The sequence below is a fragment of the Pseudonocardia endophytica genome (assembly GCF_004339565.1).
Lineage (GTDB): Bacteria > Actinomycetota > Actinomycetes > Mycobacteriales > Pseudonocardiaceae > Pseudonocardia > Pseudonocardia endophytica.
In genome coordinates, this window is sequence record NZ_SMFZ01000002.1 from 1,492,649 (window position 1) to 1,518,138 (window position 25,490).

General features: G+C 73.1%; 32 protein-coding genes and 1 tRNA gene. 22 read left to right on the forward strand and 11 right to left on the reverse strand.

Annotation, left to right across the window (positions count from 1 at the left end; all coding sequences use genetic code 11):
• Positions 1 to 22 precede the first annotated feature (22 nt).
• The 3 genes from EV378_RS25860 to EV378_RS25870 all read left to right on the forward strand — a co-directional run bounded on the left by EV378_RS25860 (position 23) and on the right by EV378_RS25870 (position 1,606).
• On the forward strand, positions 23 to 265 hold the full coding sequence (locus EV378_RS25860; RefSeq protein WP_132430004.1) for a hypothetical protein: 243 nt from the start codon (positions 23 to 25) through the stop codon (positions 263 to 265).
• 64 nt (positions 266 to 329) lie between these two features.
• Complete coding sequence (gene recO, locus EV378_RS25865; RefSeq protein ID WP_132430005.1) at positions 330 to 1,118, forward strand: DNA repair protein RecO; 789 nt, start codon at positions 330 to 332, stop codon at positions 1,116 to 1,118.
• 65 nt (positions 1,119 to 1,183) lie between these two features.
• Positions 1,184 to 1,606 carry a hypothetical protein gene (locus tag EV378_RS25870; protein WP_132430006.1) on the forward strand — a complete coding sequence of 141 codons (423 nt, stop codon included), beginning with the start codon at positions 1,184 to 1,186 and terminating at the stop codon, positions 1,604 to 1,606.
• A gap of 7 nt (positions 1,607 to 1,613) precedes the next feature.
• Here EV378_RS25870 and EV378_RS25875 read toward each other — a convergent pair whose 3' ends face one another.
• Complete coding sequence (locus tag EV378_RS25875; RefSeq protein ID WP_132430007.1) at positions 1,614 to 2,675, reverse strand: helix-turn-helix domain-containing protein; 1,062 nt, start codon at positions 2,673 to 2,675, stop codon at positions 1,614 to 1,616.
• A 315-nt stretch (positions 2,676 to 2,990) separates the two neighbouring features.
• Between EV378_RS25875 and EV378_RS35565 the strand changes: the two genes are divergently transcribed.
• The 3 genes from EV378_RS35565 to EV378_RS25885 are packed head-to-tail and all read left to right on the forward strand — an operon-like array spanning position 2,991 to position 4,566.
• The gene (locus EV378_RS35565; protein ID WP_165922391.1) at positions 2,991 to 3,302 is read left to right on the forward strand and encodes a hypothetical protein; all 312 of its coding nucleotides are present in this window, start codon (positions 2,991 to 2,993) and stop codon (positions 3,300 to 3,302) included.
• Positions 3,303 to 3,349: 47 nt separating this feature from the next.
• Positions 3,350 to 4,165: an isoprenyl transferase gene (locus EV378_RS25880; protein ID WP_207908868.1), complete on the forward strand. Its 816-nt coding sequence runs from the start codon at positions 3,350 to 3,352 to the stop codon at positions 4,163 to 4,165.
• A gap of 20 nt (positions 4,166 to 4,185) precedes the next feature.
• Positions 4,186 to 4,566 carry a hypothetical protein gene (locus tag EV378_RS25885; RefSeq protein ID WP_132432758.1) on the forward strand — a complete coding sequence of 127 codons (381 nt, stop codon included), beginning with the start codon at positions 4,186 to 4,188 and terminating at the stop codon, positions 4,564 to 4,566.
• Positions 4,567 to 4,583: 17 nt separating this feature from the next.
• On the opposite strand, the gene EV378_RS25890 is transcribed toward EV378_RS25885, so the two are convergent.
• The 4 genes from EV378_RS25890 to EV378_RS25905 all read right to left on the reverse strand — a co-directional run bounded on the left by EV378_RS25890 (position 4,584) and on the right by EV378_RS25905 (position 6,534).
• The gene (locus tag EV378_RS25890) at positions 4,584 to 4,916 is read right to left on the reverse strand and encodes a DUF2795 domain-containing protein (protein ID WP_132430008.1); all 333 of its coding nucleotides are present in this window, start codon (positions 4,914 to 4,916) and stop codon (positions 4,584 to 4,586) included.
• A 73-nt stretch (positions 4,917 to 4,989) separates the two neighbouring features.
• Entirely contained in the window at positions 4,990 to 5,646 is a 657-nt protein-coding gene (locus EV378_RS25895) for a hypothetical protein (RefSeq protein WP_132430009.1), read from the reverse strand.
• Positions 5,647 to 5,734: 88 nt separating this feature from the next.
• The gene (locus tag EV378_RS25900) at positions 5,735 to 6,166 is read right to left on the reverse strand and encodes a Fur family transcriptional regulator (protein ID WP_132430010.1); all 432 of its coding nucleotides are present in this window, start codon (positions 6,164 to 6,166) and stop codon (positions 5,735 to 5,737) included.
• Positions 6,163 to 6,534 carry an ArsR/SmtB family transcription factor gene (locus EV378_RS25905; RefSeq protein ID WP_132430011.1) on the reverse strand — a complete coding sequence of 124 codons (372 nt, stop codon included), beginning with the start codon at positions 6,532 to 6,534 and terminating at the stop codon, positions 6,163 to 6,165. Before EV378_RS25905 ends, EV378_RS25900 begins: the two co-directional genes overlap by 4 nt.
• Positions 6,535 to 6,608: 74 nt before the next feature.
• Here EV378_RS25905 and EV378_RS25910 point away from each other — a divergent pair, with 74 nt between their 5' ends.
• The 3 genes from EV378_RS25910 to EV378_RS25920 all read left to right on the forward strand — a co-directional run bounded on the left by EV378_RS25910 (position 6,609) and on the right by EV378_RS25920 (position 9,623).
• Positions 6,609 to 6,941: an antibiotic biosynthesis monooxygenase family protein gene (locus EV378_RS25910; protein ID WP_132430012.1), complete on the forward strand. Its 333-nt coding sequence runs from the start codon at positions 6,609 to 6,611 to the stop codon at positions 6,939 to 6,941.
• 157 nt (positions 6,942 to 7,098) lie between these two features.
• On the forward strand, positions 7,099 to 8,025 hold the full coding sequence (locus EV378_RS25915; protein ID WP_132430013.1) for a type IV toxin-antitoxin system AbiEi family antitoxin domain-containing protein: 927 nt from the start codon (positions 7,099 to 7,101) through the stop codon (positions 8,023 to 8,025).
• Between the two features lie 194 nt (positions 8,026 to 8,219).
• Positions 8,220 to 9,623: a glycine--tRNA ligase gene (locus EV378_RS25920; RefSeq protein WP_207908869.1), complete on the forward strand. Its 1,404-nt coding sequence runs from the start codon at positions 8,220 to 8,222 to the stop codon at positions 9,621 to 9,623.
• On the opposite strand, the gene EV378_RS25925 is transcribed toward EV378_RS25920, so the two are convergent.
• Both EV378_RS25925 and EV378_RS25930 read right to left on the reverse strand, forming a co-directional pair.
• The gene (locus EV378_RS25925; RefSeq protein ID WP_132430014.1) at positions 9,620 to 10,630 is read right to left on the reverse strand and encodes a hemolysin family protein; all 1,011 of its coding nucleotides are present in this window, start codon (positions 10,628 to 10,630) and stop codon (positions 9,620 to 9,622) included. The two genes, EV378_RS25920 and EV378_RS25925, sit on opposite strands and share 4 nt — an antisense overlap.
• The gene (locus EV378_RS25930) at positions 10,627 to 12,024 is read right to left on the reverse strand and encodes a hemolysin family protein (RefSeq protein WP_132430015.1); all 1,398 of its coding nucleotides are present in this window, start codon (positions 12,022 to 12,024) and stop codon (positions 10,627 to 10,629) included. Before EV378_RS25930 ends, EV378_RS25925 begins: the two co-directional genes overlap by 4 nt.
• Positions 12,025 to 12,206: 182 nt before the next feature.
• On the opposite strand from EV378_RS25930, the gene EV378_RS25935 reads away from it, so the two are divergent.
• From EV378_RS25935 to EV378_RS25950, 4 genes are all read left to right on the forward strand, one after another.
• Positions 12,207 to 12,575 carry a VOC family protein gene (locus tag EV378_RS25935; RefSeq protein WP_132430016.1) on the forward strand — a complete coding sequence of 123 codons (369 nt, stop codon included), beginning with the start codon at positions 12,207 to 12,209 and terminating at the stop codon, positions 12,573 to 12,575.
• A gap of 56 nt (positions 12,576 to 12,631) precedes the next feature.
• On the forward strand, positions 12,632 to 13,678 hold the full coding sequence (locus EV378_RS25940) for an XdhC family protein (protein WP_243653774.1): 1,047 nt from the start codon (positions 12,632 to 12,634) through the stop codon (positions 13,676 to 13,678).
• Positions 13,679 to 13,758: 80 nt separating this feature from the next.
• Complete coding sequence (locus EV378_RS25945) at positions 13,759 to 14,385, forward strand: YdcF family protein (RefSeq protein WP_132432764.1); 627 nt, start codon at positions 13,759 to 13,761, stop codon at positions 14,383 to 14,385.
• Positions 14,386 to 14,458: 73 nt separating this feature from the next.
• Positions 14,459 to 15,718: a deoxyguanosinetriphosphate triphosphohydrolase gene (locus EV378_RS25950; RefSeq protein WP_132432766.1), complete on the forward strand. Its 1,260-nt coding sequence runs from the start codon at positions 14,459 to 14,461 to the stop codon at positions 15,716 to 15,718.
• On the opposite strand, the gene EV378_RS25955 is transcribed toward EV378_RS25950, so the two are convergent.
• The gene (locus EV378_RS25955; RefSeq protein WP_132430017.1) at positions 15,694 to 16,158 is read right to left on the reverse strand and encodes a MerR family transcriptional regulator; all 465 of its coding nucleotides are present in this window, start codon (positions 16,156 to 16,158) and stop codon (positions 15,694 to 15,696) included. The genes EV378_RS25950 and EV378_RS25955 overlap by 25 nt on opposite strands.
• 122 nt (positions 16,159 to 16,280) lie before the next feature.
• On the opposite strand from EV378_RS25955, the gene EV378_RS25960 reads away from it, so the two are divergent.
• On the forward strand, positions 16,281 to 16,877 hold the full coding sequence (locus tag EV378_RS25960; protein WP_132430018.1) for a carboxymuconolactone decarboxylase family protein: 597 nt from the start codon (positions 16,281 to 16,283) through the stop codon (positions 16,875 to 16,877).
• Positions 16,878 to 17,052: 175 nt separating this feature from the next.
• Here EV378_RS25960 and sigJ read toward each other — a convergent pair whose 3' ends face one another.
• Complete coding sequence (gene sigJ, locus EV378_RS25965) at positions 17,053 to 17,949, reverse strand: RNA polymerase sigma factor SigJ (protein ID WP_132430019.1); 897 nt, start codon at positions 17,947 to 17,949, stop codon at positions 17,053 to 17,055.
• A gap of 67 nt (positions 17,950 to 18,016) precedes the next feature.
• Between sigJ and EV378_RS25970 the strand changes: the two genes are divergently transcribed.
• The 7 genes from EV378_RS25970 (at position 18,017) to whiA (ending at position 24,275) form a co-directional block, all read left to right on the forward strand.
• Entirely contained in the window at positions 18,017 to 18,955 is a 939-nt protein-coding gene (locus EV378_RS25970) for a DMT family transporter (RefSeq protein WP_132430020.1), read from the forward strand.
• Positions 18,956 to 19,006: 51 nt separating this feature from the next.
• Positions 19,007 to 20,875 carry a DNA primase gene (gene dnaG, locus EV378_RS25975; protein ID WP_132430021.1) on the forward strand — a complete coding sequence of 623 codons (1,869 nt, stop codon included), beginning with the start codon at positions 19,007 to 19,009 and terminating at the stop codon, positions 20,873 to 20,875.
• On the forward strand, positions 20,872 to 21,390 hold the full coding sequence (locus tag EV378_RS25980) for a hypothetical protein (RefSeq protein WP_132430022.1): 519 nt from the start codon (positions 20,872 to 20,874) through the stop codon (positions 21,388 to 21,390). The genes dnaG and EV378_RS25980 overlap by 4 nt, the downstream gene beginning before the upstream one ends.
• Entirely contained in the window at positions 21,387 to 22,151 is a 765-nt protein-coding gene (locus EV378_RS25985; RefSeq protein ID WP_132430023.1) for a trans-aconitate 2-methyltransferase, read from the forward strand. Before EV378_RS25980 ends, EV378_RS25985 begins: the two co-directional genes overlap by 4 nt.
• 88 nt (positions 22,152 to 22,239) lie before the next feature.
• On the forward strand, positions 22,240 to 22,917 hold the full coding sequence (locus tag EV378_RS25990; protein ID WP_165922487.1) for a TetR/AcrR family transcriptional regulator: 678 nt from the start codon (positions 22,240 to 22,242) through the stop codon (positions 22,915 to 22,917).
• 109 nt (positions 22,918 to 23,026) lie between these two features.
• Complete coding sequence (locus EV378_RS25995) at positions 23,027 to 23,215, forward strand: hypothetical protein (protein ID WP_132430025.1); 189 nt, start codon at positions 23,027 to 23,029, stop codon at positions 23,213 to 23,215.
• Between the two features lie 115 nt (positions 23,216 to 23,330).
• The gene (gene whiA, locus EV378_RS26000; RefSeq protein ID WP_132430026.1) at positions 23,331 to 24,275 is read left to right on the forward strand and encodes a DNA-binding protein WhiA; all 945 of its coding nucleotides are present in this window, start codon (positions 23,331 to 23,333) and stop codon (positions 24,273 to 24,275) included.
• Here the strand turns inward: whiA and EV378_RS26005 are convergent.
• Positions 24,272 to 24,466: a hypothetical protein gene (locus EV378_RS26005; protein ID WP_132430027.1), complete on the reverse strand. Its 195-nt coding sequence runs from the start codon at positions 24,464 to 24,466 to the stop codon at positions 24,272 to 24,274. The two genes, whiA and EV378_RS26005, sit on opposite strands and share 4 nt — an antisense overlap.
• 135 nt (positions 24,467 to 24,601) lie before the next feature.
• Here EV378_RS26005 and EV378_RS26010 point away from each other — a divergent pair.
• A tRNA-Asn gene (locus EV378_RS26010) sits at positions 24,602 to 24,673 on the forward strand.
• Positions 24,674 to 24,819: 146 nt separating this feature from the next.
• Here EV378_RS26010 and EV378_RS26015 read toward each other — a convergent pair.
• Complete coding sequence (locus EV378_RS26015; protein WP_132430028.1) at positions 24,820 to 25,422, reverse strand: TetR/AcrR family transcriptional regulator; 603 nt, start codon at positions 25,420 to 25,422, stop codon at positions 24,820 to 24,822.
• Positions 25,423 to 25,490: the final 68 nt, after the last annotated feature.

Here is a 25,490-nt window from a genome sequence, read left to right on the forward strand (position 1 = left end):
AGTCGTCCCTACGGTTCGGTCCATGGCTGAGAACACGAACAAGCGCAGTGTCCGCAGGCGCGTGAGCGCCGCGACGGCGGCCACCGCCGTCGCGCTGGGGATCGGGCTGGCGACGGCCGGCGCGGCCTACGCCAACGACGAGATCCCGCCGCCGATGACCCAGCCGGGCCAGGAGAACCCGTCGACCAGCATCCAGCCGGCCGGCTCGCCGTCGAACCCGGCGACGCCCGACATGGATGCGATCCACCAGGACATCATGCCCTGAGACACGACCTCACCCGGCCCGCGTCACGGACACCGTGGCGCGGGCCGGCCCGTATCCTGGCCCCGTGGCCCTCTACCGGGACGCGGGCATCGTCCTGCGTGTGCAGAAGCTCGGGGAGGCCGACCGCATCGTCACGATGCTCACCCGCCGTCACGGCAAGATCCGCGCCGTCGCGAAGGGCGTTCGCCGCACCCGTTCCCGCTGGGGTGCACGGCTGGAGCCGTTCAACCACGTGGACGTGCAGTGCTACACCGGCCGCAGCCTCGACGTGATCACCCAGGCGCAGACGCTGGACGCGTTCGCGCCGGCCGTCGTCGCCGACTACGGGGCGTACTCGTGCGGCTGCGCGATCCTGGAGACGGCCGACCGGCTGGTCGCCGAGGAGGGCGAGCCCGCGCTGCGGGTGTACCTGCTGCTGCTGGGCGCGGCGCGGGCGTTGGCCGACGGGGTGCGCGAGCCGTCGCTCGTGCTGGACGCGTTCCTGTTGCGCGGCATGAGCCACGCCGGGTGGTCGCCGTCGATCTCGGAGTGCGCCCGCTGCGCGGAGCCGGGCCCGCACCGCGCGTTCAGCGTCGCTGGTGGCGGCGCCGTGTGCGGGCGGTGCCGGCCGCCGGGCTCGGTCACCCCGGCCGCGGAGACGTTCGGGATGCTCGACGCGTTGCTGCACGGCGACTGGGACGTCGCCGACGCCGCCACGGCCGCCGTCCGCCGGGAGACGAGCGGGCTCGTCGCGGCGCACCTGCAGTGGCACATGGAACGGCAGCTCCGGTCACTCCCGCTGGTGGAACGCCAGATGAGGGAGCGACCCAGGGTGACGGGCGAACCGCCCGATCGGGAGGGTGCCGGACTGTAACCGGCCGACGGCGATGGTCGATACTCGGAGTGAGGACGACGTCCACCCCACCGGAAGAGGCAGTCGTGAACGCAGCCCGACCCGGGGACCGGCGCCCCCGCCCGACCGGACCACCGACCGAGGCCGAACCGACGACGCGGATCCCCGCCGCGCGCACCGAGAAGCTCCCGGCCGCCGACGCCGGCGCGACGCAGCAGCTCCCCGCCTCGCACACCGAGAAGATCCCGGAGACCGACCCCGGACGGCCCACCCGGGCGATCCGCCAGGTCCGCCATAAGGCCGACGACGGCGCGTGGCCCGCCATCCCGATGCTGCCGGTGATCAAGCCGGACGCCGAGCCGCTGTCCGAGGTCGACCGCGTGCGCGAGCAGCGCGGTGTCCGCGAGCTGCGCGAGCACATGGAGACCTGGCAGGATCGCGACCACGACGCCCCCGCGTGGCCGGAGCGCGAGGACCCGCCAGGGACGCTCTACCCGCCCCAGAGCTGAGCCCGCGTCAGGCCGGGAACTCGAACAGGCGGTTCCGGGGGTCGCGCAGGTCCGGCGTGGGCACGATGTGGTCGGCCGTGCGGACCCGCATCACGACGCCGAACGTGTCCGCGCGCGCCGCGAGCCCGCGCAGGTAGTGCGCGTTCTCCTCGCCCAGGCCCGCGTCGGTCAGGCAGCGCACCGCCGCGTAGACGCCACGGGTGTACAGACCGCTGCAGACGGTCAGCGTGCGCGTGCTGTACCAGGGGTTGCGGGTGCGGGCGAACATGCCGACGTCCTCGACCAGCCGGCCGTCGGAGAAGCGTGGCCGCAGCTCCCCGCCGTCGTGGACGGGCTCGAACACGTCGCCCACCGCGTCGTCGACGGTCCGTCGGCGCACCGGGATGCTCTCCTCGACGACGAGCCCGCCGCCACCGCCCCTGCGGGCCGGGTTGCCCAGCAGCACGACGTGGGCCTGCAGGTCCTCGGCGTCGTACCGGTCCGCGCGCACGACCCGCACGTCCGACGACGGGTTGCGCATCCGCAGGTGCCCGGACAGCTCGAACAGTGCGTCCAGGTCCGCGTACGCGCCGAGCTCGACGTAGTGCGGGCTGGCCGCGTCCGCCGACGGCCCGCGCTCGGCCTCGTCGAGCACCCCGCAGACGACGCGGATCGGGCCCCCGTCGGCGAACGTCCAGAAGTCGTCGATGTCGTCGGGCTGCGCGTCGAGCCCGGTGGCGAGCCCGTGCTGCGCCATCAGTTCCCGGTAGAGCGCATCACGCAGCGTCGACTCGTCGTCGGTGAGTGTCGAGTCCGCCAGCAGCGACGGCGAGGCTCCGAGGACCGAGCGACGCGTCGCGAAGAACCGCGCGTACATGTCCAGGCGGTGCTCCGGCGGCAGCGTCGGCGCGTCGGTCTTCTCCCACGACGAGATCGACGACGGGCTCACGTCGAACGCCGCCGCCAGCTCGGCCTGGCGCACCGGCCGGTCCGGCCAGTGTGACCGCCGCAGCGCCCGCAACCGCGCCGCCAGCTGCGCGGACGCGAGCGCGCCCGTGTCCCTCGTGGTGGCCCACCCCGTCACGCTCATGCCCCACGCTCCGCCCCGACACCCGGTCACCAACGACGCTACGCCGCCCCGCACACGAGTGGGATGTACTTCGCTGAAATTGACTAGAGTCGGCTGAAGTCCGGTGGCCCCGCCTCACCCCGAGTGTATACAGCCCGACTTCAGCGTGGGGACAGTATTCCTGTAACTGTTCCCGAATCGGACTGTATTCAGTGAACAAAAGAATCCTTGACGGTCCGTTCCGCGCGCATTCCAATTGTCCCCACACAATTCTTGTGGGGGAGAGCTCACCGGACGCGCGGGACCCGCGGCGACCGGAGCCGAGGAGGACCCGTCATGAACGCCAGCATCGCCGCACCGGCCACCGACGCCGTGGGCCCCTCGTCGGGCACCGCGCTCCTGGCCGTCGTGGCGGTCGGCGCCCTGCTGCTGGCCGCCGTCGTCGTCCTGCGCTCGCTCGCCGCGCTGGCGGCCGTGGCCGCCGTCGTCGCGACCGCGTTCATCGGCGGCCTGCAGGCATTGCTCCTGGTCGGTGCCGCGATCGCCACCGTCGTGACGATCGCGTTCGGCGGCACCGACGCCCAGGCCGCCCAGCCCACCGGCACGCCGTCGGTCGCCACCGTGCACGAGGCACCCGGCCCGCGCTGAGCCCGGCCTCGGAGGAGGCGTCGGCGCCCGCACGTAAGGTGCGGTCCGTGCCCTTCCAGCCGCCCCCGCCGCACCCGACCGGTGCGCGGCCCCCGGCGATCCCCCCGGAGCTGGTCCCGAACCACGTCGCGCTCGTGATGGACGGCAACGGCCGATGGGCCAACGCCCGTGGCCTGCCACGCACCGAGGGGCACAAGCGCGGCGAGGCGTCCTTGATGGACGTCGCGCGCGGGTGCATCGACATCGGCGTGAAATGGCTGTCGGCGTACGCGTTCTCCACCGAGAACTGGCGCCGCAGTCCCGACGAGGTCCGCTTCCTGATGGGCTTCAACCGGGACGTGATCCGTCGCCGGGTGGACGAGATGCACGCCATGGGTGTGCGGGTGCGCTGGGCGGGCCGGCGTCCGCGGCTGTGGCGGTCGGTGATCCGCGAGCTCGAGGTCGCCGAGGAGAAGACCCGGCACAACGACGTCCTGACGCTCACCATGTGCGTGAACTACGGCGGCCGCGCGGAGATCGTCGACTCGGTGCGCGAGATCGCCCGCCAGGCCGCGGCCGGCAGGATCAAGCCGGACAAGATCGACGAGCGGACGATCCGGCGGTACCTGGACGAGCCGGAGATGCCCGACGTGGACCTGTTCGTGCGCTCGTCGGGTGAGCAGCGGACGTCGAACTTCCTGTTGTGGCAGAGCGCCTACGCCGAGATGGTCTTCCTGGACACGCTGTTCCCGGACTTCGACCGCAGGCACATCTGGGAGGCGATCGAGATCTACGCCCGCCGTGACCGTCGCTTCGGCGGGGCTTCCGAGTGGAGCGCAGGCGGAACGAGCATCGACACGGACGCCAGTGAGGGAGCCTCGTGAGTGACCCGGTGATCACGGACATGCTGCGGGTCGCGAAGGCGGCGCTGGAGCGCTTCCACGACGTCGAGATCGGCGACGACGGCGCGATCACGTTCGCGCACGGCGGCGTCCTGTGCGTCGTCCAGGGCACGGAGCTGGAACCGGGGCTGCCGGTCCTGAACCTGACCTGCGTCGTCGCCTGGGACCTGCCGGCCTCGTCGGACGTGCCGCAGCGGGTCGCGCTCGGCGTGGGGGAGGGCCTGTTCGGCACGCCACGGGTGATCCGCGGCGAGCGCGGCTGGGACGTGACGCTGCGCTACGCCTTCCCGGCCGTCGGCCTCGGCGAGCACCCGATGGGCACGTTGCTGATGCTCGTCGTGTCGAGCGCGTCGAGCATGCGGGCCGAGCTGGTCGACGGCTGACGACCGGCCCGGGACGCTCACTTCTTGCGGTTGGTGCCCAGCTCCTCGGCGATCGGGTTCACCGGCTGCACGTCCTTCTCGGACTCGGACAGCCCCGGGTGCGTGTGCTGCGTGCGGCGTTGCGCGCGCAGCTGCTCCTCGGTCTCCCGATCCTCGTCGGTGATCTGCACGGCCGCGACGACGTCGCGCACGCTCTCGTAGCTCGTCGGCCGCACGGAACGGATCGCGCCGACGGTGTCCGGGTCGGCGTTGTTGCGCTCGGCGCCGCTGACCAGCGCGTCCCTGTCGGCCGGGAAGTCGACGTCGGTCAGGGCGGTGGTCACGGCCTCCGCGGTCGTGCGGGGTGCCATAGGGGAGCCTCCTGGGGTCCGGTTCTCGGTGACCCCGGAGGCTTCCCGCTGCGACCCGTTCCATGCATCGCGATCACTCCGACGGCGGGCCGGGCGCCTCCGGCTCCGCGTCGTCGGACAGGTTCACGATCGGCAGGTCCGCGAGCTGGGCGGGCGTCATGCCCTGGGCGACGCCCAGCACGTCGTTCTGCGCCTTCTTCATCCGGGCGTCGACCAGGCCGGACAGCGCGTAGGCGACGCGGCCGAGGAGGCGGACCGTCGTGTCGTCCACCAGCGGGCGCGGGGTGGAGACCACGGCGACGCCCTGCGGCGTGCCGTCGTTGGACTGGGCCACACCGATCTCGAACGACTCGCGGGGGTTCGAGTGCCGCGACGCGTAGTGGTCGCGCAGCTTGAGCACCAGGTCGTGGAAGCCGGACACGTCGCCGTCGAGCTCGAGCGTGGCGAGGTCGTCGGTGGTCAGCGTCTTCGTGCGGCCGGTGAAGCACCGGACGTAGCCGATCAGCGCGCCGGTCCACAGCGCCTCGACCAGCGCGGGGTCGTTGTCCACCCGCACCGGGCCGGAGTCCGGCGACCCGAGCGCGGTGACCAGGTGCTCGCAGCAGCGCAGCACGTACTGCAGGTCCTCGAACACCGAGGCGAGCTGCGCGAGCTCCCCGGACTCCGGGGTGTCGATCCGCCGCACGGACGACGGCGCCGGTGCGCCCGCCGTCTCCTCGGTCTCGGTCATCGCCGACCAACTCCTTCACGTTCCGACACCGCCGATTCCGGCGGGCCGCGCCGCAGGTTAACGGCGGCCGGACGTGACGGGGATCTCGTTATGAGACGGGCGTCGCGGAGCAGGTCCGGCACAGCCCGAAGATCTCCAGCGTGTGCCCGACCTCGGTGAAGCCGTGCTCCGCGGCGACCTTCTCGGTCCACGACTCGACGGTCGGTCCCTCGATCTCGACGGCGGCCCCGCAGCGGCGGCACACGAGGTGATGGTGGTGCTCGGCCGTCTCGCAGCGGCGGTAGACGGCTTCGCCGGCCGCGGTGCGGAGCACGTCCACCTCACCGCCGTCGGCCAGCGTCTGCAACGTCCGGTAGACCGTCGTCAGGCCGATGCCCTCCCCGGTGCGGCGCAGCTCCTCGTGCAACTCCTGGGCGGACCGGAAGTCGTCGATCCGGTCCAGCAACGCGGACACCGCGGCCCGTTGCCGGGTGGCCCGCTGGCCGCGCGGGCCGGCCGTGGACCGCTCGGGGGCGCTCACGCATCCTCCTCGACGTGGGCGACGGCGTCGACGACGATGTGCGCCAGGTGGTCGTCGACCAGCGAGTACAGCACCTCGCGACCCCGGCGCTCCCCCTCCACCACACCGGCCGCCTTCAGCACCCGCAGGTGCTGGCTGATCAGGGGCTGGGTGACGCCGAGCGCGTCGACCAGGTCGTGCACGCAGCGCGCGTCCTCGAGCAGCTGCAGCACGATGGCGATCCGTACCGGCGCGGCGAGTGCGCGCAGCAGGTCGCCCGCGGCGGCCAGGGTGCGCGGGGTGTGCGTCGGCCCCGGCGTCGCGGAGGCGCGTTCCTCGGCGCACTCGGCGTCGCCAGCAGGCGTGCTGACTCGGGCTGCGATCGACATCGGATGTCCGTTCCCCGGTTCACGGCCGCGTCCCGGCCGCGCCTGCATGATATGCGTATCGTTATCGTTTGCGCGTGCTCCTGGTGTGCCGTTTCACCGTCGACCCGCCCTCGTCGGACCGCTTCGTCGCCCGCGCGCACCGGGCGTTGGACCTGCTCGGTGACGCCGACGGCTTCCTGGGCGGCGAGATCGGACGTGCGGTCGACGACCCGTCGTACTGGGTCCTGACCCTCCGCTTCCGCTCGGTGGACGCCTACCGCCGCGCCCTGACCCCGTTCCCGGTCCGCGAGCACGTCCACCCTCTCCTCGCCGAGGCCGACACCACGACGCCGAGCGCGTACGAGACCCTGCTCTCCCGAGCCCCGAACGCCCCGACGGAGTCGCACGAGTCCCTGCGCACCGACTGAGCTCATCCCGCGCGACAGTTCGGCTCCCGCGACGGTCATGGAGCGCGCGGGACCACGACGCAGCGCGCGGGACCGGATCTGTCCCCAACCCGACCCGGGCGTCCACAGATCGTCTGATCGAGCCTTCGGTGGTGCCACCGTCGCGGACGCTCGGGGAATGGACATCAGAGCAGGCGAGCCGGCACTCCGTCGGGATCTCCTCCGCGCCGGGGTCACCGACGACGAGATGCGTCGCGCGGTGCGGAACGGCCTGTGGCACCCGGTGCGTCCCGGCGCCTACCTGCGCGCCGACGACCCGGTACTCGCGGACCCGGATCAGCGCCACGTCCAGCTCGTCCTCGCCACCGTGCTCCGTCTCGACGGGACTCCGATCGTGAGTCACCTGTCCGCCGCCGCCATGTACGAGCTCCCCCTGTGGGGCGTACCGCTCCGGACCGTGCACGTGACACGCGAGGCGTCGTCCGGCGGCCGTCGTACCCGCCATCTGCACGTCCACCCGGCGCCGATCGCTCCGGACGAGGTGCTGACGATCGGAGGTCTGCAGGTGACGTCGCCGGCCCGGACCGTCGTGGACATCGCGCGGACCGTGCGCTTCGAGTCGGCGGTCGTGATCGCGGACGCCGCGCTGAAGGCGGAGCTGTGCACGCGCGACGAACTCGACGCCGCGGTGGTGCGAGCCGGTCGGCGCAGCGGGGGACCGGCGTCCCGGCGGGTCGTCGCGTTCGCGGACGGGCTCTCGGACGGCCCCGGCGAGTCCCGGAGCCGCGTCCGAATGCAGCTCGCCTGCCTGCCCCGGCCGGTCCTGCAACACGTCGTCCGCGACCGGAACGGCCGACGGGTGGGCCAGGTCGACTTCTGGTGGCCGCACGCCGGGGTGATCGGGGAGTACGACGGCGAGATCAAGTACGGCCGCCTCCTGCGTCCCGGCCAGGACGCCTCGACCGTCGTGTACCGGGAGAAGCTGCGAGAGGACGCGCTGCGCGCCCAGCCCGGCGTCCGGACCGTCGTGCGTTGGACGTGGCGTGACGTCGAGGAGTTCGACGAGCTGGCGTCCCGTCTGCGGGAGTTGCTCGGCCGGGCTTGACGTCCCCGCGCGCGAGTTCCGGTTCCCGCGCGCGACACGGAACGAGCGGGAGCACATGTCGCGCGCGGGACCGGGGAAGTCCTCGAGGTGGCGTGGAACCGAGGTTCGGAGGCCCGGGTGCGGGCGGTAATCTGGGACGTCCGCTCGGTAGCCCCGGCGGGACGCATCGCACGATCCATCCAGGAGCATCGCCAGTGGCCAAGCCGACCTCGTCCACGATCGAGACCATCGTCGCGCTCACCAAGCGCCGCGGATTCGTCTTCGCCTCGGGCGAGATCTACGGCGGTACGCGCTCGGCGTGGGACTACGGGCCGCTCGGCGTGGAGCTCAAGGACAACATCAAGCGGCAGTGGTGGCGCTCCATGGTCACCGGCCGCGAGGACGTCGTGGGCCTGGACTCTTCGGTGATCCTGCCGCGCGAGGTGTGGGTCGCGTCCGGTCACGTCGGCACGTTCACCGACCCGCTGGTCGAGTGCACGTCCTGCCACAAGCGCTTCCGCGCCGACCAGCTGGCCGAGGAGTTCGCCTCCCGCAAGGGCCGCGACCCGGAGCAGGCCGACCCGAACGACCTGGCCGAGATCCCCTGCCCGAACTGCGGCACGCGCGGCCAGTACACGGCACCGCGCGAGTTCAACATGATGCTGCGGACGCACCTCGGCGCCGTCGAGTCCGAGGAGGGCCTGCACTACCTGCGCCCGGAGACGGCACAGGGCATCTTCGTGAACTTCCTGAACGTGCAGACCACGTCGCGCAAGAAGCCGCCGTTCGGCATCGGCCAGATCGGCAAGAGCTTCCGCAACGAGATCACGCCGGGCAACTTCATCTTCCGCACGCGCGAGTTCGAGCAGATGGAGATGGAGTACTTCGTCGAGCCGGGCAGCGACGAGGAGCTGCACCAGTACTGGATCGACGAGCGGACGAACTGGTACACGGACCTCGGCATCGCCGCGGACAACCTGCGCCACTACGAGCACCCGAAGGAGAAGCTCTCCCACTACTCGAAGCGCACCGTCGACATCGAGTACCGCTTCGGCTTCACCGGCCAGGAGTGGGGCGAGCTGGAGGGCATCGCCAACCGCACCGACTTCGACCTGACGGCGCACTCGAACCACTCGGGCGTCGACCTGTCGTTCTACGACCAGGCCACCGACACCCGCTACACGCCGTACGTGATCGAGCCGGCGGCCGGCGTGGGCCGCTCGATGATGGCGTTCCTGATCGAGGCCTACACCGAGGACGAGGCGCCGAACGCGAAGGGCGGCGTGGACAAGCGCGTCGTGCTGAAGCTGGACCGCCGGCTCGCGCCGGTGAAGGCGGCCGTGCTCCCGTTGTCGCGCAACGCCGATCTGTCGCCGAAGGCGCGCGACCTTGCGACCGCGCTGCGGAGGAACTGGAACGTCGAGTTCGACGACGCGGGCGCCATCGGCCGTCGTTACCGCCGCCAGGACGAGATCGGCACGCCGTTCTGCCTCACCGTCGACTTCGACTCGCTCACCGACCAGGCGGTGACGATCCGGGAGCGCGACACGATGACGCAGGAAAGGGTCGCGCTCGACCAGGTCGAGTCGTACCTCGCGGCACGGCTGATCGGCTGCTAGGACGCGGCGGGCGACGCGGGCGCCCCCGCTGGCAGTAGCCGGTCCACCAGGTCCGCGAGCGTGACCAGGCCGATCTGCTTCCCCTCGGACTCGACCAGCACGATGTGGCTGCGCCGCTCGCGCATCGTGCTCACCGCGGCGTACGACGGCGTGTCCGCGGCCAGCGTGAGCACCGGCCGCATGAGGTCGCGCGCGGTCGTCCCCTCCGGACGGGTCAGCGTGTCCCGAACGTGCACGAAGCCGACCGGGCGGCCGCCGTCGCGGACGATCAGCCGCAGGTGCCCGGTCTCGCGGGCGACCTCGCGGATGCGTTCGACGTCGTCGTCCGCCCCGACGCCCACCGGGTCGTGCACGAGCGACCGCAGCGGCGTGCGCTCCAGCTCCAGGGCCGTGACGAGCTGGCTGCGGCGCTCCTCGTCGAGCGCGCCGGTGCGTGCCGAGTGGTCGACGAGCTCGCGCAGGTCGTCCGGGTTCCGACCGGACGCCATCTCGTCCACCGGCTCCACGCCCACCAGGCGCAGGCACCGGTTGGCCATCCCGTTCAGCGCCACCAGCAGCGGGCGGGTGACGACCATGAACGCCCGCATCGGCAGGGCCAGCAGGATCGCCGACCGCTCCGGGTGCGAGATCGCCCAGGACTTCGGCGCCATCTCGCCGACGACGAGATGCAGGAACGTCACCACGATCAGCGACAGCACGAACGACACGACGCCCGCCACCGCCGTCGGGATCCCCCAGCCCTCGAACAGCGGCTGCAGCGCGTGGTCCACGGCGGGCTTGGTGACCGCACCGAGGCCGAGCACGCACAGCGTGATGCCGAGCTGCGAGCCGGCCAGCAGCAGCGACAGGTCCTTGGAGCTGCGCAGCGCGGCCCGCCCGGACGCGCTCGTCCTGGCGGCCTCCTCGAGCCGGTAGCTGCGCGCCGCGACCAGCGCGAACTCCACGGCCACGAAGAACGCACTGGCCGCGATCAGCGCGACCGAGACCACGATCTCGACGACGCTCATGCCCGTGCCTCCTCGTCCTGCTGCTCGGTGCCGGCCGCTCCCGGCTCGGTCCACACCAGATGCACGCTGGACGGCACCCGACGGTCCACCTCCCGGACGGTGATCCGCAGGCCGCGGGCCGGTTCGTCCGGGTCGTCCCCGATGATCGTGAGCGTGGCGACGTCGCCGGGCTCCGGCAGTCGCTGCAGCTCGGCCGTCACCAGCCCGCCGACGGTCTGGTAGTCGCCCTCCGGCAGGTCGGCGTCGATCAACCGCCCGACCTCGTCGACGTGCCGGTTGCCGGGCACGACCCACCCGCCGTCGACCTTGTGGGCCTGGTCGGAACCGGCCGCGTCGTGCTCGTCGGTGATCTCGCCGACGAGCTCCTCCGCGACGTCCTCGACCGTGATCACGCCGGCCAGGCCGCCGTACTCGTCGAGCACGCAGGCCATCTCCTCGTCGGCCTCCTCGAGCTGCTCCAGCACCGTCGGGAGCGGCAGCGACGACGGCACCAGCACCGGCGTGCGCATCAACTCGGACACCGGCACGGTGGCCGGGTGGCGGTCGCCCATGGCCAGCACGTCGCGCAGGCAGACGACACCGACGAGCTCGTAGGAGTCCTCGGCGTCCGATCCGGCACCCAGCACCGGGTACCGGGAGTGTCCGGCCGCCATCCGCTCGACGAGCGTGTCGACGGTGTCGTCGGCGCGCACCCAGGACACCCGCGGCCGCGGGATCATCGCCGCGCGGGCCGTGCGGTCCGAGAACTCCACGACGCGGTCCAGCAGCGTGGCCAGCTCGGGGCGCAGGTCGCCGGAGTCGCGCGAGTCGTCGATGATCGCCTCGAGGTCGCGCGGGGTGGCCGAGTGCTCGACGTCGTGCACCGGCTCGATCCGGAGCGCCTTGAGCAGCAGGTTCGACGCGGCGTCGAACAGCGTGATCACCGGGCCGAACACGGCCAGGTAGACGCGGGTGGACAGCGCGAGGCTGCGGGCGACCGGCTCCGGACGGGCGATCGCGAGGTTCTTCGGGAACAGCTCGCCGAACACCATCTGCACGCCGGTGGACAGCAGCAGGGCCAGCACGGTGCCGATCGCGATGCCGACGCCGGTGGGCACGCCGGCCACGCCGAGCAGCTCGCCGACGCCGTTGCCGACCAGCGGTTCCGCCACGTAACCGACCAGCAGACCGGTGACCGTGATCCCGAGCTGCGCGCCGGAGAGCATGAACGACGTGCGTCGCGTGATGTCGAGGGCCCGGCGAGCACCCGCGTCGCCGTCCGCGGCCCTGGCCTTGAGCCGGGACCGGTCGACGGCCATGTAGCCGAACTCCTGCGCGACGAAGTACCCCGTCGCGGCCGTGATGGCCAGGACGACGAGTATGCCGAGCAGGATCGAGAGAATCGTTCCGATCATCGTCCGCTCACCCGCTCGTCGGAGTCATGGGTGAGCGGGCTGGGTCTGTCGCTGGGGGTGTCCATGGCTCCTGGCTCGTGGGCGGCTGACCGGTCAACGGCTGTCCGGATCGTACGGTTCCCGACCGACAGGAATCCCGGCGCTGCCCGATGAGTCGCGGACGGAATCACGGTCTGACGTCCATGACCACCTCCATCACGCCGATCCTCGTCACGAAGGACGCGGAACGCCTCGGTGCCTTCTACCGCGACCTGCTCGGCACGACCGAGACCGACCGCGTGCCACCCGACGGCCCGGTGTTCTACCTCGGCATCGCGATCGGCTCCGGTTCCCTCGGCCTCGTCTCCGACGACGGTGCCCCGGACGGTCCGCAGCGGTTCCTCGTGAGCATCGAGGTCGAGGACGTCGACGCGTTCCTGCCGAGGGTCGAGCAGTTGGGCGGGACGGTCGAGGGCCCGCCGAACGACATGCCGTGGGGCCAGCGCGTGGCCCACGTGAAGGATCCGGACGGCAACGCGGTCAACCTGACCACCACGACCGCGCGGAACTGAGCCCGGTGCCCCGCGGGGGCACCGGGTTGTCGGTGACGGTCGCTACCCTGAGCGACGTGAGCACCACGACGGCCGCCCCGCGCGACGCGCATCCCGACCCCCGCCGTGAGCTGGGCGCCGCCCTGCTGCGCTGGGCCGGGAGCGGCGACGCCGCCGTCGGGGTGGTCCGGGTGCTGGACCGGCACGGCTTCGGCTCGGTCGAGTCCGGTCAGCTTCTGGCCGGAACGGCCGGGGGCGAGGTCGGCGGGCTGCTCTACCGCGGCGCGCTGGACGAGACGGCGCGGTCGCTGGCCGTGGACGCCGTGACCGGCCCCGGCACCCGGGAGGCGCACGTCGCCGAGTCGCCCGCGGTGGCCGCCGGGCTCGCCTGCGCCGGCGGAGCGACGTTGCTCGGGCACCCGCTGCCCGCCGGCCCGGCCGCCGCGCTCGGCGCCGAGCTCGAAGCCGCCCGCCCGGCCGCACTGCTGTCCACGGTGGACGGGAACGGCGCGCTCGTGCTGACCGGCGCTGCGCTGGAGACGGCGCACGGGACGTTGGGCGCGGAGGCCGTCGACGCCGAGGCGGCCGAGGCCGCCCGTGGCCTGCTCAAGCGCGGGGCGACGGCCACGGAGCGTGTCGCCGCCGCGGGCTCCGACGTGCTGGTCGACGTGTGGGTGCCCGTCCCGGAGATGGTCGTCGTCGGCGAGGGCGCGCTCGGCGCGGCCCTGCACGGTCAGGCGGCGCTCCTTGGCTGGACGGCGCGCACCGTCACGGACCTGGACGAGGCGCGGGCCGCGGTGTCCGCGTTCGGGGACGCGGACGTCGTCGTGCTGCTGGACCACGACCCGGCTTTCGACGCCATGCTGATCGACGGCATCCGGCACGGGCGGGGCTTCCTCGGCGCGCTCGGGTCACGCCGCACGCAGGCGAAACGCCGGGAACGGCTGCTCGCGGCCGGCATCACGGAGGACGAGCTGGCCACGATCCACGGGCCGGTCGGCCTGGACCTCGGCGCCCGGACGCCCGCCGAGACGGCCGTGTCGATCGTCGCCGAGGTGATCGCGCGGCGGGCCGGGCGTACGGCGGGCGTGCTGGCCGGGACGTCGGGGCGGATCGGCACATGAGCGTTCCCACCCGGCGCCGGCGCGGAGCCGACCCGCCGAGCGAGCCGGTCCGCGGGCGCGGCACCCCGGACGCGGCCCGCATGCGCCGCCTGGGCTGGCCGACCCGGATCCTGATCGGCGGCCTGCTGATGGTCGTCGCGGTCGTCGGGACGACGGCGCTGCGCGTATGGCAGGTCGCCCGGATCGACGACCAGCAGCCCGCGGACGCCGTCGTCGTACTCGGGGCGGCGCAGTACAACGGCGAACCGAGCGCGATCCTCGCCTCTCGGCTGCGGCACGCTGCCGACCTGTACTCCGAGGGTCTCGCCCCGCGGATCGTGACCGTCGGCGGCAGCCAGAACGGCGACCGGTACACCGAGGCCGAGGCGAGCCGGGACTACCTGATCCGCCGCGGGGTCCCGGCGAACGCCGTGGAGATGGTCCCCGAGGGCACCGACACGCTGCGCAGCCTGGAGGCGGTCGCGGTGCTGGCCGAGCAGCAGGGCTGGGAGACGGCGGTGCTGGTCTCGGACCCGTGGCACAGCCTGCGGGCGCGGACGATGGCGCGCGACGCCGGTCTGGACGCCTGGACGTCGCCGACCCGCAGCGGGCCGATCGTGCAGACGCGCGAGACCCAGCTGCGCTACATCTACCGGGAGACCGGTGCCCTGCTGTTCTACGAGCTCACGCACGCGCCGGTGGACACCGCCACCAGCGAGGTGGGCTGAGGCGACCGTGTCCGCCACGCCGCAGGAGATCGTCCCCGGTGCGGTCGGCTACCGCCCGGCCGACGTCGAGCGGATGCTGCCCGAGCTCCCGAAGGGCGCCGGGCTCGGGGAACGGACGCGACCGGACCGGCGCAGCCCGTTCTCCCGGGACCGTGCGCGGGTGCTGCACTCGGCGGCGCTGCGCAGGCTGGCGGGCAAGACCCAGGTGGTCGGGCCGGGGGAGGGCGCCGAGGTCACCGGCATCCCGCGGACCCGGCTGACCCACTCGCTGGAGGTCGGGCAGATCGGTCGCGGCATCGCCGAGGACCTGGGATGCGATCCGGACCTCGTCGAGACGGCCGGGCTGGCACACGACATCGGGCATCCGCCGTTCGGGCACAACGGCGAGCGCGCCCTCGACGAGTTCGCGCATGTCTGCGGCGGTTTCGAGGGCAACGCCCAGACGCTGCGGATCCTGACCCGTCTGGAGCCGAAGGCCGCGTTCGAGGCCGGCGGGCCGGGCGGTCTGAACCTGACGCGCGCGAGCCTGGACGCGTCCACGAAGTACCCGTGGACCCGGCGTGGCACGGAACGCAAGTTCGGCGCCTACGCCGACGACGCGGACGTTCTGGCGTGGGTGCGCGAGGGCGCACGTCCTGGGGTGCGGTGCATCGAGGCGCAGGTCATGGACTGGGCCGACGACGTCGCGTACTCGGTGCACGACGTCGAGGACGCCGTGCTGTCCGGCCGGATGGATCTGGCCGTGCTGTCGTCGGCCGACGAGCGGTCCGCGCTCGCCGGCGCCGCCGCCGTCGCGTTCGGTGCCGACCCGGCGGCCGCCGAGGAGGCCGCCCGCCGCCTCGACGCGCTGCCGGTCGTCCGCGCGGTGCACGGGTTCGACGTCGCACGGGCGGGCAGCGCCGCACATGCCGCCGTCAAACGGCTGACCAGCGAGCTCGTCGGTCGCTTCGTCCGTGCGGCGACGGACGCGACGCTGGACGTCGAGGGCGACCGACCGCTGCACCGCCACGAGGCGGACCTGCGGGTCCCGGACGCCGTCGCGGCCGAGGTGATGCTGCTGAAGGTGCTGGCCACGCGGTACGTGATGAGCGACCGCGCGCGCCTGGAGGTGCAGGCGCGCCAGCGCGAGATGCTCACCGAGCTGGCGACGGTGCTGCTCGACCGCGCCCCGGACGTCCTGGACCCGGTACGTGCCGAGGACTGGACGGCCGCGCCGGACGACCGGGCACGCCTACGGGTCGTGGTGGACCAGGTGGCCGTGCTGACCGACCAGCAGTCGGTCACCTGGCACCGCAGGTTGTGCCGGGATCAGGGCGCCAGCTCGCCCCCGTAGGTGTCGATCTTCGTCTCGATCGTGCGCAGCGCGAACGTGAGCTCGGTGATCTGGGCACGCACGTGGTCGCGGTGGTCCTGCAGCAGCGCGAGCCGCTCCGGCACGGTGTGCTCGCCCTCTGCCGCCAGCGCCACGTAGCGCTGCATGTCCCGCACCGGCATGCCGGTCATCCGCAGGCGGGTCAGGAACACGACCCGGCCGTAGTCCGCCGCCGAGTAGCTGCGGTGCCCGGACGCGTCGCGCTCGATCGAGAGCAACCCGATCCGCTCGTAGTAGCGCAGGGTGTGCGCCGTGACGCCGGTCCGCTCGGCCACCGACGCGATGTCCAGGCGCTCGCCGTCCGCGAGCGCGGCGGAGTTCTGACGTTCGAGGCGGGCGAGGGCCGCGGTCACGGCGGGCGTCGTGGGCTGGTCGGTGCGCAGATCGGCCGTCGTCGTCACGACAGGAGACGCTACGGCTTCGAGCACACTCGAAGGCAAGGTGAGCGTGACCGTCGCCACACCACGTCACGCGGGGCGCGGCGATCCCGTCCCCATGACGACCCGACAAGAGGGAGGACGAGATGGCACGCATTCCCGCCGTGACCGAGGAGCAGGCCGGGCCCGTGGGCAAGCTGGTGTACCGGTTCGCGAAGCGCCGGTTCGGTTCGATGCCGGAACCGTTCGCGGTCGCGCTGCACCACACCGGCGTGTTCTGGACCAGCATGATCGCCGAGCTGGGGTGGGAGCGGGCGGCCACCCGTCTGCCCGCCTCGGTGCGCGAGCTGGCCGTCTACCGGACGGCGACGGTCGTCGGCTGCTCGTGGTGCGTCGACTTCGGCACGATGCTGCAGCGCCTGGAGGGCCTCGACGTGGAGCGCCTCGCGCACATCGACGAGTACGCGACGAGCCCGCTCTACTCCGACGACGAGCGCCGCGCGATCGCCTACGCCGATGCCATGACCGCCACGCCGATGACCGTCACCGACGCCCAGGTCGCCGACCTCGAGCGGGCCTTCGGAAAGGCCGGCGTCGTCGAGCTGACCACCATGATCGCGGTGGAGAACCACCGGGCGCGGGCCAACCACGCGCTGGGGATCACCGACCAGGGCTTCGACGCGGCGTGCAGGATCCGGCTCGACACGCCGTCCGGCGCGGGACGGACCCCGCCGACCGAGTGACACGCACCGTTCGGCCGAGTACTCGCGGGATCGGGGTTCGGCCGGACGTGGAGTGGACAGTCTGCTCGCAGAACGAAACTCGACGGCCCCGCTGTACTGGGGAGATGGCGGGGTCGTTTCGTGACAGCCCGGGGCCGTGCTCGGCCTTCGGGGGCTCCGCCGCCCCGGGCTGTCGTCATTCTCCGGCCGGTAGCCGGGTCAGCTTCTCCGGATCCAGGACACTGTGGATGGACCGGATCAGACCGTCCTGCAGGGTGAGGACGGTGACCGACGTGGAGACGTCGCCGTCCCCGGGCACCAGGAACCCCGGCTCCCCGTTGACCAGGACCGGGCGGCCGTCCATGAGGCCGGGCCCGTACTGGCCCAGCAGTCCGAACAGCAACCGGGACACCTTGTCCGGGCCCGCGATCGGCCTGCGCGCCGCCGAGACCCGGCCACCGCCGTCGTTGACCATGACGACGTCCGGGTGCAGCACCGCGGTGAGCGCGCTCGCGTCGCCGCCGGCCAGCGCCTCGGCGAACCGCTGCAGCGCGGCCGCGGCGACGATGTCCGGTGCCCGCGGCGGCGCGGGCTCGTCGGCGATCGCGCGACGGGCGCGGGCCGCGTGCTGGCGGGCGGCGTCGGCGGAGCAGCCGAGGACCGCGCCGATCTCGTCGTAGGGCAGGTCCAGCGCCTCGTGCAGCACGAACGCGACCCGCTGGGCCGGGCCGAGCCGCTCCAGCACGACCATCGCGGCCATCCGGACGTCCTCGGCGCGCACGAGCTCGGCCAGCGGCCCGGTGTCGTCCGGCGTGGTGACCAGCGGCTCCGGCAGCCACGGTCCGACGTGCCGCTCCCGGCGTGCCGCCGCCGACCGCAGCCGGTCCAGGCACAGGCGCGCGACCGTCGTCGTCGACCAGGCGCGCAGGTCCCGCACGGACTCCGGGTCGTCCGAACGGGCCAGGCGCAGCCATGCCTCCTGCACGGCGTCCTCGGCGTCGGCGAGGCTGCCGGTGATCCGGTACCCGACGCCGAGCAGGTGCGCCCTGGACTCCTCGAACCGCGCGGCGAGCTGGTCGGTCCCGGTGGTCACACCGCCGGACGGTACGCCCGGTCACTCCCGGTTGCGCCGGTACTTAGCACTGCGTTGAAGTGAGCGGATGAGCCGTACGGCCGATCGATGGACGATCCCCGTCCTCAGCGTGACGTTCCTGCTGCTGTGGTCGTCCGGCTTCATCGCCGCCAAGATCTCGACCCGGACCACCGACGTCCCGACCGTGCTGCTGTGGCGGTTCGTGATCGCGACGGTGGTCACCGGTGTCGCGGCGCTCGTGCTGAAGCCGGGGATCCCGCGGCCCCGGAACCTGGTGCACCTCGTCGTGACCGCGCTGCTGCTGCAGGTCGGTGTGTTCTCGTCGGTGTTCACCGGGCTCTCCCGCGGTGTGCCGGCCGGCCTGACCAGCCTGATCGTCGGGCTGGCGCCGTTGTTCGTCGGACTGCTGACACCGCTCGTGCTGCGGACCCGGATCGGCGCCGCACCGGTGATCGGACTGCTGATCGGCGCCGTCGGCGTGTACGTCGTCGTGTCCGGCAACCTCACCGCGGGCGGGGTGGACGCGACGATCGTGCTGCCGGTGATGGGCATGCTGTTCCTGACCGCGGGCACGCTCTACCAGAAGCGCTTCAACGACGACACGCCGGTGAGCGCCGCCGTCGTCGTCCAGATGGTGACCTCCTGCGTCGCGATCCTGGTCGCGATGCCGTTCCTCGGCGCCGAGTGGGCGCCGTCCGGGACCAGCGGGTGGCTGTCGGTGCTGTGGTTGGGCGTCGCCAACTCGGCGGGGACGTTCGCCGTGATGTTCGTGCTGCTCAGGCGCCGCTCGACGGTGCACGTGAGCGCCCTGCTGAACCTCTCGCCGGCCACGACGGCGCTGCTGGCCGTCCCGCTGCTCGGCGAGTCGCTGACCGTGCGGGCGGTGATCGGCCTCGCGATCGCGCTGGTGGGCATGTACGTCGGCCTCGGGATGGTGCGACGCCGCGGGGCGGCCCGCGACGCCGAGCCGGTCCGCGCCGGGGCCGGCGGAGACCCGCCCGGCTGACGCGGCGCACCGGCGGCCGGGCGGTGTCGGCCGCGCGCCTACAATCGAGTCGTGGCAGGCCGGATCCGGGACAGCGACATCGCCGAGGTCCGTGACCGCACCCGGATCGAGGAAGTGATCGGCGAGTACGTCGCGCTGCGACGGGCCGGGGCGGGGTCGCTCAAGGGCCTGTGCCCGTTCCACGAGGAGAAGACGCCCTCGTTCAACGTGCGCCCGAGCCACGGCACGTTCCACTGCTTCGGCTGCAGCGAGGGCGGGTCGGTGATCGACTTCGTGATGAAGATGGAGGTCATCGGCTTCCCGGAGGCGGTCGAGCGGCTCGCCGAGCGGGTGGGTGTCCGCCTGACGTACGAGGGCGGCGGCAGCTCCGTGCAGAAGGACCGGGGCACCCGCTCCCGGCTACTCGAGATCAACAAGAAGGCCGCCGAGTTCTACGCCGAGAAGCTGCGCACGCCGGAGGGCGCGCCGGCGATGCGGTTCCTCAGCGAGCGCGGGTTCGACGCGTCGTCGGCCGACCTGTTCGGCTGCGGCTACGCCCCGTCCGGTTGGGACACGCTGACCAAACACCTGCTCGCGCAGGGCTACCAGCTCGACGAGCTGATCAAGGCCGCGGTCAGCCGGGAGGGCCAGCGCGGCCCGATCGACCGGTTCCACCGCCGCCTGCTCTGGCCGATCCGGGACCTCGGGGGAGACGTCGTCGGCTTCGGCGCGCGACGCCTGTTCGACGACGACCGCATCGATGCCAAGTACCTCAACACGTCCGAGACGCCGGTCTACCGCAAGACGCACGTCCTGTTCGGACTCGACCTGGCGAAGCGGGAGATCGCGAAGAGCCGCCAGGTCGTCGTCGTCGAGGGCTACACGGACGTGATGGCGATGCACCTGGCCGGCGTGAAGACGGCCGTCGCGACGTGCGGCACCGCGTTCGGTTCCGAGCACGTGTCGGTGATCCGGCGGCTGATCGGCGACGACTCGTTCGACCGCGGCGAGGTCATCTACACGTTCGACGGCGACGCGGCCGGTCAGGCCGCCGCGAAGAAGGCGTTCGACGGCGAGCAGAGCTTCGCCGCGCAGACGTTCGTCGCGGTCGCCCCGGACGGGCAGGATCCCTGCGACCTGCGCAACAACCACGGTGACACGGCCGTCCGGGACCTCGTCGCCCGCCGCGAGCCGCTGTTCGAGTTCGCCATCCGGGCCGAGCTGCGCGAGCACGACCTGAACACCGCGGAGGGCCGGGTCGCCGCGTTGCAGCGCACGGTGCCGCTGGTCGCGCAGATCAAGCGCGAGGAGCTGCGCGACGAGTACGCCCGCCGCCTGGCCGGCTGGACCGGCTGGGAGGACATCGCGACGGTCGTGCGCCGGGTCCGCGAGACGGCGGGAGCCCCCGTCGACGGTTCGGGCCGGCGTCGGCCCGCGCCCCCCGCCGCTCCCCGCCGGGACGACCCGCACCTGCACATCCAGCGCCAGGCGCTCAAGGCCGCCCTGCAGATCCCGGCGATCGCGGGCCCCGGGTTCGACGAGCTGCCGGAGGCCGCGTTCGGTCACCCCGCGTTCGCCGCGGTGCACCGCGCGATCGCCGCCGCGGGCGGCGTGTGCGCGGGCATCGAGGGCGCCGCGTGGCCCGCCGCCGTCGCCGCCGAGACGACGACCGACGAGATCCGCGGCCTGGTGTCCGAGCTCGCCGTGGAGGACCTGGAGTTGCCGCGCCGCAACACCGACGAGGCCCGCTACGTCGGCGGCCTGCTCGCCGGCGTGCGGATGGCGCTGGTCGACAGGCAGATCACCGAGATCAAGTCGCGCCTGCAGCGGACGAACTTCGAGACCGACCCGGAGATCTACAACGACCTGTTCGGCGACCTCGTGCCGCTCGAGCAGTACCGGATCGCGCTGCGCGAGCAGGCGGCGGGAGCGGCCCAGTGACGTTCCTGGACAGGCTGCTGCGACGCGAGCCGGTCCCGGCCGAGGTCGCGTCCCGCCTGGAGGGCGACGAGCGGGTGGTCGCGATGGCCACGGTCGCTCCGGCCGGCCGGCTCGTCGTGACGACGTGGGGCATCTGGACCCCCGGCGACGTGCCGGAACGGATCGGCTGGCACGAGATCGCGAAGGCGACCTGGGAGCACGGCGCGCTCGTCGTGATCCCGACGACCGCGCGCGAGGTCGGTGCCGGCACCGTCCTGCTCACCGACCGTCCGGCCCGGCGGTTCCGCCTCGACGACCCGGGCAGGGTCCCGCAGACCGTGCACGAACGGGTCACCGGCTCGATCCGTTCGCGCAGCCACCGCGACCTGCCCCGCGGCGGCGCGTGGGTGCTGCAGCGCAAGGTGCCAGGACGCGACGGCATGCTCATGCAGGTCTGGCCGGATCCGGAGACCGACCCCGACGCCGTCGAACAGCTGGCGCTCGGTGTCGCGCAACGGATCGGGGAGGCCCGGTGACGAGAGCGTCCTGGGACCCGGCGCTGTACCGCAGCTTCGACGACCACCGCTCCCGCCCGTTCCACGACCTCCTGGCCCGTGTGGGCGCCACGGCCCCGCGCCGCGTGGTCGACGCGGGCTGCGGGCCGGGCCACCTGACGTCGGTGCTGGCCGGGCGCTGGCCGGACGCGGCCGTCGAGGCGTTCGACGCGTCGGCGGACATGGTGCTCGCCGCCCGCGACAACGGTGTCGACGCGGTCGTGCGGGACGTCGTCGACTGGACGCCGGGACCGGACACCGACGTCGTCGTCGCGAACGCGGTGCTGCAGTGGGAGCCGACGCACCTGGCCCTGATGCGGCGCTGGGCCGAGGCGATGCCGTCCGGCGGCTGGCTCGCCGTCCAGGTCCCCGGGAACTTCGACGCGCCGTCGCACGCGCTCACCCGCGACGTCGCCGCCGGCCCGCGGTGGCGGGACCGGGTCGCGCTGCGCGGGGCCGAGACCGTGTACGACCCGCCCGGCTACGCGGACGCGCTCGCGCCCGTCGCGCAGGTCGACGCGTGGGAGACGACGTACCTGCAGCGCCTGACCGGCGACGACCCGGTGCTGCGCTGGATCAGCGGCACCGCCCTGCGCCCGGTGCGCGACGCCCTCGACGACGCCGCGTACGCGAGGTTCGCCGACGAGCTCGCTCCACGGCTGCGCGCCGCCTACCCGCCGTCGGCGGACGGGTCGACGTGGTTCCCGTTCCGCCGCATCTTCGTGGTCGCGCACGTCCGCTGACCGCACGACCGGGTGGGGCCGCGTCGGGTGCGCGGTCACCGGGAGTGCAGGATCACCTGACGCGGATGCGACGGGAGGTGTGCGGACCGTGTCGGACAACGAGTCCGGAACCTCCCGTGCGGACGGCCGGAACACCAGGTGGGCGGCGCACCGGGCCGAACGCCGCGAGAAGATCGTCGACGCCGCGCTGGAGCTGCTGGCGGAGACCGGACCCGAGTTCGGGCTCGAGCAGGTGGCCGCGCGGGCCGGTCTGAGCAAGCCGGTGATCTACCGGTTCTTCGGCGACCGCGCCACGTTGATCGAGGCCATGGGGGAGCGGGCCACCAACCAGCTCGCCGAGCGCATGATGCCGGCCCTCTACTCCGAGGTCGCGAACCTCGCCCGGATCCGCGCGGTGATCGGGGCGTTCATCGGGTTCCTCGACGAGTCGCCGAACGTGTACTGGCTCTTCGCCCGGGCGGCGGCCGGAACCGGGCGCGACGTGGTCCGCGCCCACAAGGAGTTCGTCGCGTCCGCGCTCGCGGGGGTGCTGTCGGAGTACATCCGGTCCGCCGGGATCGCGGTGCATCCCGAGACCGGGAAGGTGTGGGCCCACGGGCTGGTCGGCTTCGTGCAGAACACGGCGGAGTGGTGGCTCGAGACCAGGACGATCGACTGCGACGAGGTCACCGAGCAGCTGACCACGTTCGTCTGGGTCCAGATCGAGGGCGCCGCGCGGCTCTACGGCGTCCACCTGGACCCGGACTCGCCATTCGGCACGCACTGAGCGCAACCTCTGCCCGGTTACCCGTTACGGCTCGTATAAGATACCGTCCGGCGGCGCGCTGAAGTGCGTCGACGGCCGCAGTCGGCGGCGGCACCGGACGGAGGAACGCATGACTGACGGTGCGGACGACCGCGGCCCGGAGCCGAGCTTCGACCCGGCCAGCGACATGGCGCCGGGCGGGCCCCGGGCGAAGAGCCGCGGCTGCCGCTGCTCGGTGCTCGCCAACGCCGCCTTCCGGTCCGGGCAGTCGGACGAGCCGGCCGTCGACCCCCGGTGCGAGATGCACGCACGCCACTGACCCCATCCGACCCGCGGTGACGCAGCTCGGCCTGCTGCCTCCACCGCCGCCCGGCCGGGACGGGGCTCCCTCGGGGGCGGGCCCCGTCCCGGTCACCACCTCAGCGGGAGGCGAGATGCTGGACCCCGTCACGACGACCGCGATGCTCGTCGACGAGCTCGCCCGTGCCGACGCCGGACGTCCGCCCGCCCGGCACGTGGAGATCGCGACCATGCTCCGGATCGCCGGCGACGTGTCCACCGCGGGCGGCCGGACGACGATCCGAGCCGAGTTCGGTGTGCCGGAGGTCGCGACGCGTCTGCGCGACGGGATCGCCTCGATGTACGGACGAGGAGGCATCGTCGAGACGATCGCGGGTCCGGAGGGGACGTTGCGCTGCGGTGTCCGGGTCGTGGCGCCCGGCACCGATCTCGCCCGCGCGACCGGGCTGGTCGACCGCAACGGCCTTCCGGTCGCCGGATTCCCGGTCGTGTCGTCGGCCGACGCGACGACCGCGGCGGCGGTATGGCGCGGTGCTCTGCTCGCCGGCGGCGGCGTCGGGTGGTGGCGCGGGCGCGCGCAGGTCCAGGTCGTCTGCCCGGGTCAGGACGTCGCGCTTGCCCTGGTCGGCGCCGCGCGCGTGCTCGGCGTCGCGGTCCGCGACCGCGAGACCGCGGACCGGCACCAGGTGCTCGTCCGCGACCCGGACAGCCTCACCATGCTCCTCCGGGCGACCGGCGCTCCGGTCACCGCGGACGCCGTGCGCGGGCCCGACGGGCCGGTCGCGCCGATCGGGGTCGACGAGCTCGACGCCCGCAACGCCGAACGCGCGGCATCCGCCGGCGCGGCAGCCGCCGAGCGGGCACGTCGCGCCCTGGACGTGCTCGGCGACGCGGCGCCCGAGTCGCTGCGGGAAGCGGGCCGCCTCCGCGCCGCACGCGCCGACCTGTCGCTCGCGCAGCTCGGCCGCCTCGCCGACCCGCCACTGAGCCGGGACGCGCTCGCGGCCCGTCTCCAACGACTGTTCGCGGCAGCCGAGCAGACCGCCCGCATCCCCGAGCAGACGCGGCCCGACCGTTAGCGGTCCTCCGGCCCCTTGCGGACGTTCTGCACCGCACCCTCCACCGTCGCGCGGGCGATACCGGCCGCGCCCTGCACCGCGGGGTGATCGGCCGTGCGCTGGTACGCGCGCACCAGCTGCTCGTACCGCTCGTGCCCGGCGCGTGTACCCAGCACGTAGCCCAGAGCCACCCCGAGAATGAACCTGACCATGCCCCTCACCTCCACCTGACGCGACCGTACCGGGGGCATCCTCGGGCCCTGCGCGGCACGGCCCCCGGATCGGATCGCGTGGGGGTGGTGATGTACCGTCTACGACGTCGCGGGGCATTCTCTCGTGGCTCACGGTCCTCCGTAGCTCAATGGCAGAGCACCCGACTGTTAATCGGGCGGTTACTGGTTCGAGTCCAGTCGGAGGAGCTTCCTCCCCAGGTCAGGCCCGTCTTCCGGGGCGAACCAAGATCCGCCCCAGAGATCGTCACCGACGGCATGTGGAACGCCGCGCGAAGGGTTGACCGAAGCCGGGAACCGATCGCGCCTCGAGTCCACGACGAGGTGGGGCATGTCTAGATCATGTCGCCGTCGATCAGGGCGCGGGCGGCACGACGGGCGCGGGTGGCGGTCGGCTCGTCCGTGACACGGTCCGCGGTCAGGAAACCGTCGGCGTCGAGCGTGCCGTAGCCGTGCGCCAGGGCGACGACCCTCTCGGTCAGGGCGAGCCCGCGCTCGCCGGCGAGCTCGCGGGCCGGGTCGAGGAACAGGTCCATCACCGCACGGCCTGCCTGGGCGAGGTCGACGTCCTGTACGGAGCGCAGGGCGGGGGAGAAGATCGTGTCGAGGCCGACGCGGCGCTCGGACACGAACGCCGCGTACGCGCCGGCCGCGGCAGCCAGCCGGTCGCCGGGATCGGCGCCCGCGGCGGTCGTCGCCTCGGCCAGCGACGCGGCCAGCAGGTTCGCCGCCCGGGCCGCGACGGCGGCGAGGAACCCGTCCCGGTTCGTGAAGTGCCGGTAGGGCGACGCCGTGCTGACGCCGACCCTCCGCGCCACCTCGGCCACCGAGAACCCGGACGGTCCTGCCGCGGCCAGGTGGACCAGGCCGGCGTCGAGCAGCGCGGACGGCAGGTCACCGTGGTGGTAGCGGCCCCGGCTCCGCGGACCTCCCGGCACGACAGCGCCTCCTCCCGACGATGTGATAGGTCTATCGTATAGAGCGATAGCCCTATCACTCAGGAGGC

Bases quoted from the DNA above. Each gene is read 5' to 3' on its own strand.
- EV378_RS25860 (WP_132430004.1), top strand. From the start codon at position 23: ATGGCTGAGAACACGAACAAGCGCAGTGTCCGCAGGCGCGTGAGCGCC.
- EV378_RS25875 (WP_132430007.1), bottom strand. From the start codon at position 2,675: ATGAGCGTGACGGGGTGGGCCACCACGAGGGACACGGGCGCGCTCGCG.
- EV378_RS35565 (WP_165922391.1), top strand. From the start codon at position 2,991: ATGAACGCCAGCATCGCCGCACCGGCCACCGACGCCGTGGGCCCCTCG.
- EV378_RS25885 (WP_132432758.1), top strand. From the start codon at position 4,186: ATGCTGCGGGTCGCGAAGGCGGCGCTGGAGCGCTTCCACGACGTCGAG.
- EV378_RS25890 (WP_132430008.1), bottom strand. From the start codon at position 4,916: ATGGCACCCCGCACGACCGCGGAGGCCGTGACCACCGCCCTGACCGAC.
- EV378_RS25895 (WP_132430009.1), bottom strand. From the start codon at position 5,646: ATGACCGAGACCGAGGAGACGGCGGGCGCACCGGCGCCGTCGTCCGTG.
- EV378_RS25905 (WP_132430011.1), bottom strand. From the start codon at position 6,534: ATGTCGATCGCAGCCCGAGTCAGCACGCCTGCTGGCGACGCCGAGTGC.
- EV378_RS25915 (WP_132430013.1), top strand. From the start codon at position 7,099: ATGGACATCAGAGCAGGCGAGCCGGCACTCCGTCGGGATCTCCTCCGC.
- EV378_RS25925 (WP_132430014.1), bottom strand. From the start codon at position 10,630: ATGAGCGTCGTCGAGATCGTGGTCTCGGTCGCGCTGATCGCGGCCAGT.
- EV378_RS25930 (WP_132430015.1), bottom strand. From the start codon at position 12,024: ATGATCGGAACGATTCTCTCGATCCTGCTCGGCATACTCGTCGTCCTG.
- EV378_RS25935 (WP_132430016.1), top strand. From the start codon at position 12,207: ATGACCACCTCCATCACGCCGATCCTCGTCACGAAGGACGCGGAACGC.
- EV378_RS25945 (WP_132432764.1), top strand. From the start codon at position 13,759: ATGCGCCGCCTGGGCTGGCCGACCCGGATCCTGATCGGCGGCCTGCTG.
- EV378_RS25950 (WP_132432766.1), top strand. From the start codon at position 14,459: ATGCTGCCCGAGCTCCCGAAGGGCGCCGGGCTCGGGGAACGGACGCGA.
- EV378_RS25960 (WP_132430018.1), top strand. From the start codon at position 16,281: ATGGCACGCATTCCCGCCGTGACCGAGGAGCAGGCCGGGCCCGTGGGC.
- EV378_RS25970 (WP_132430020.1), top strand. From the start codon at position 18,017: ATGAGCCGTACGGCCGATCGATGGACGATCCCCGTCCTCAGCGTGACG.
- EV378_RS25995 (WP_132430025.1), top strand. From the start codon at position 23,027: ATGACTGACGGTGCGGACGACCGCGGCCCGGAGCCGAGCTTCGACCCG.
- whiA (WP_132430026.1), top strand. From the start codon at position 23,331: ATGCTGGACCCCGTCACGACGACCGCGATGCTCGTCGACGAGCTCGCC.
- EV378_RS26005 (WP_132430027.1), bottom strand. From the start codon at position 24,466: ATGGTCAGGTTCATTCTCGGGGTGGCTCTGGGCTACGTGCTGGGTACA.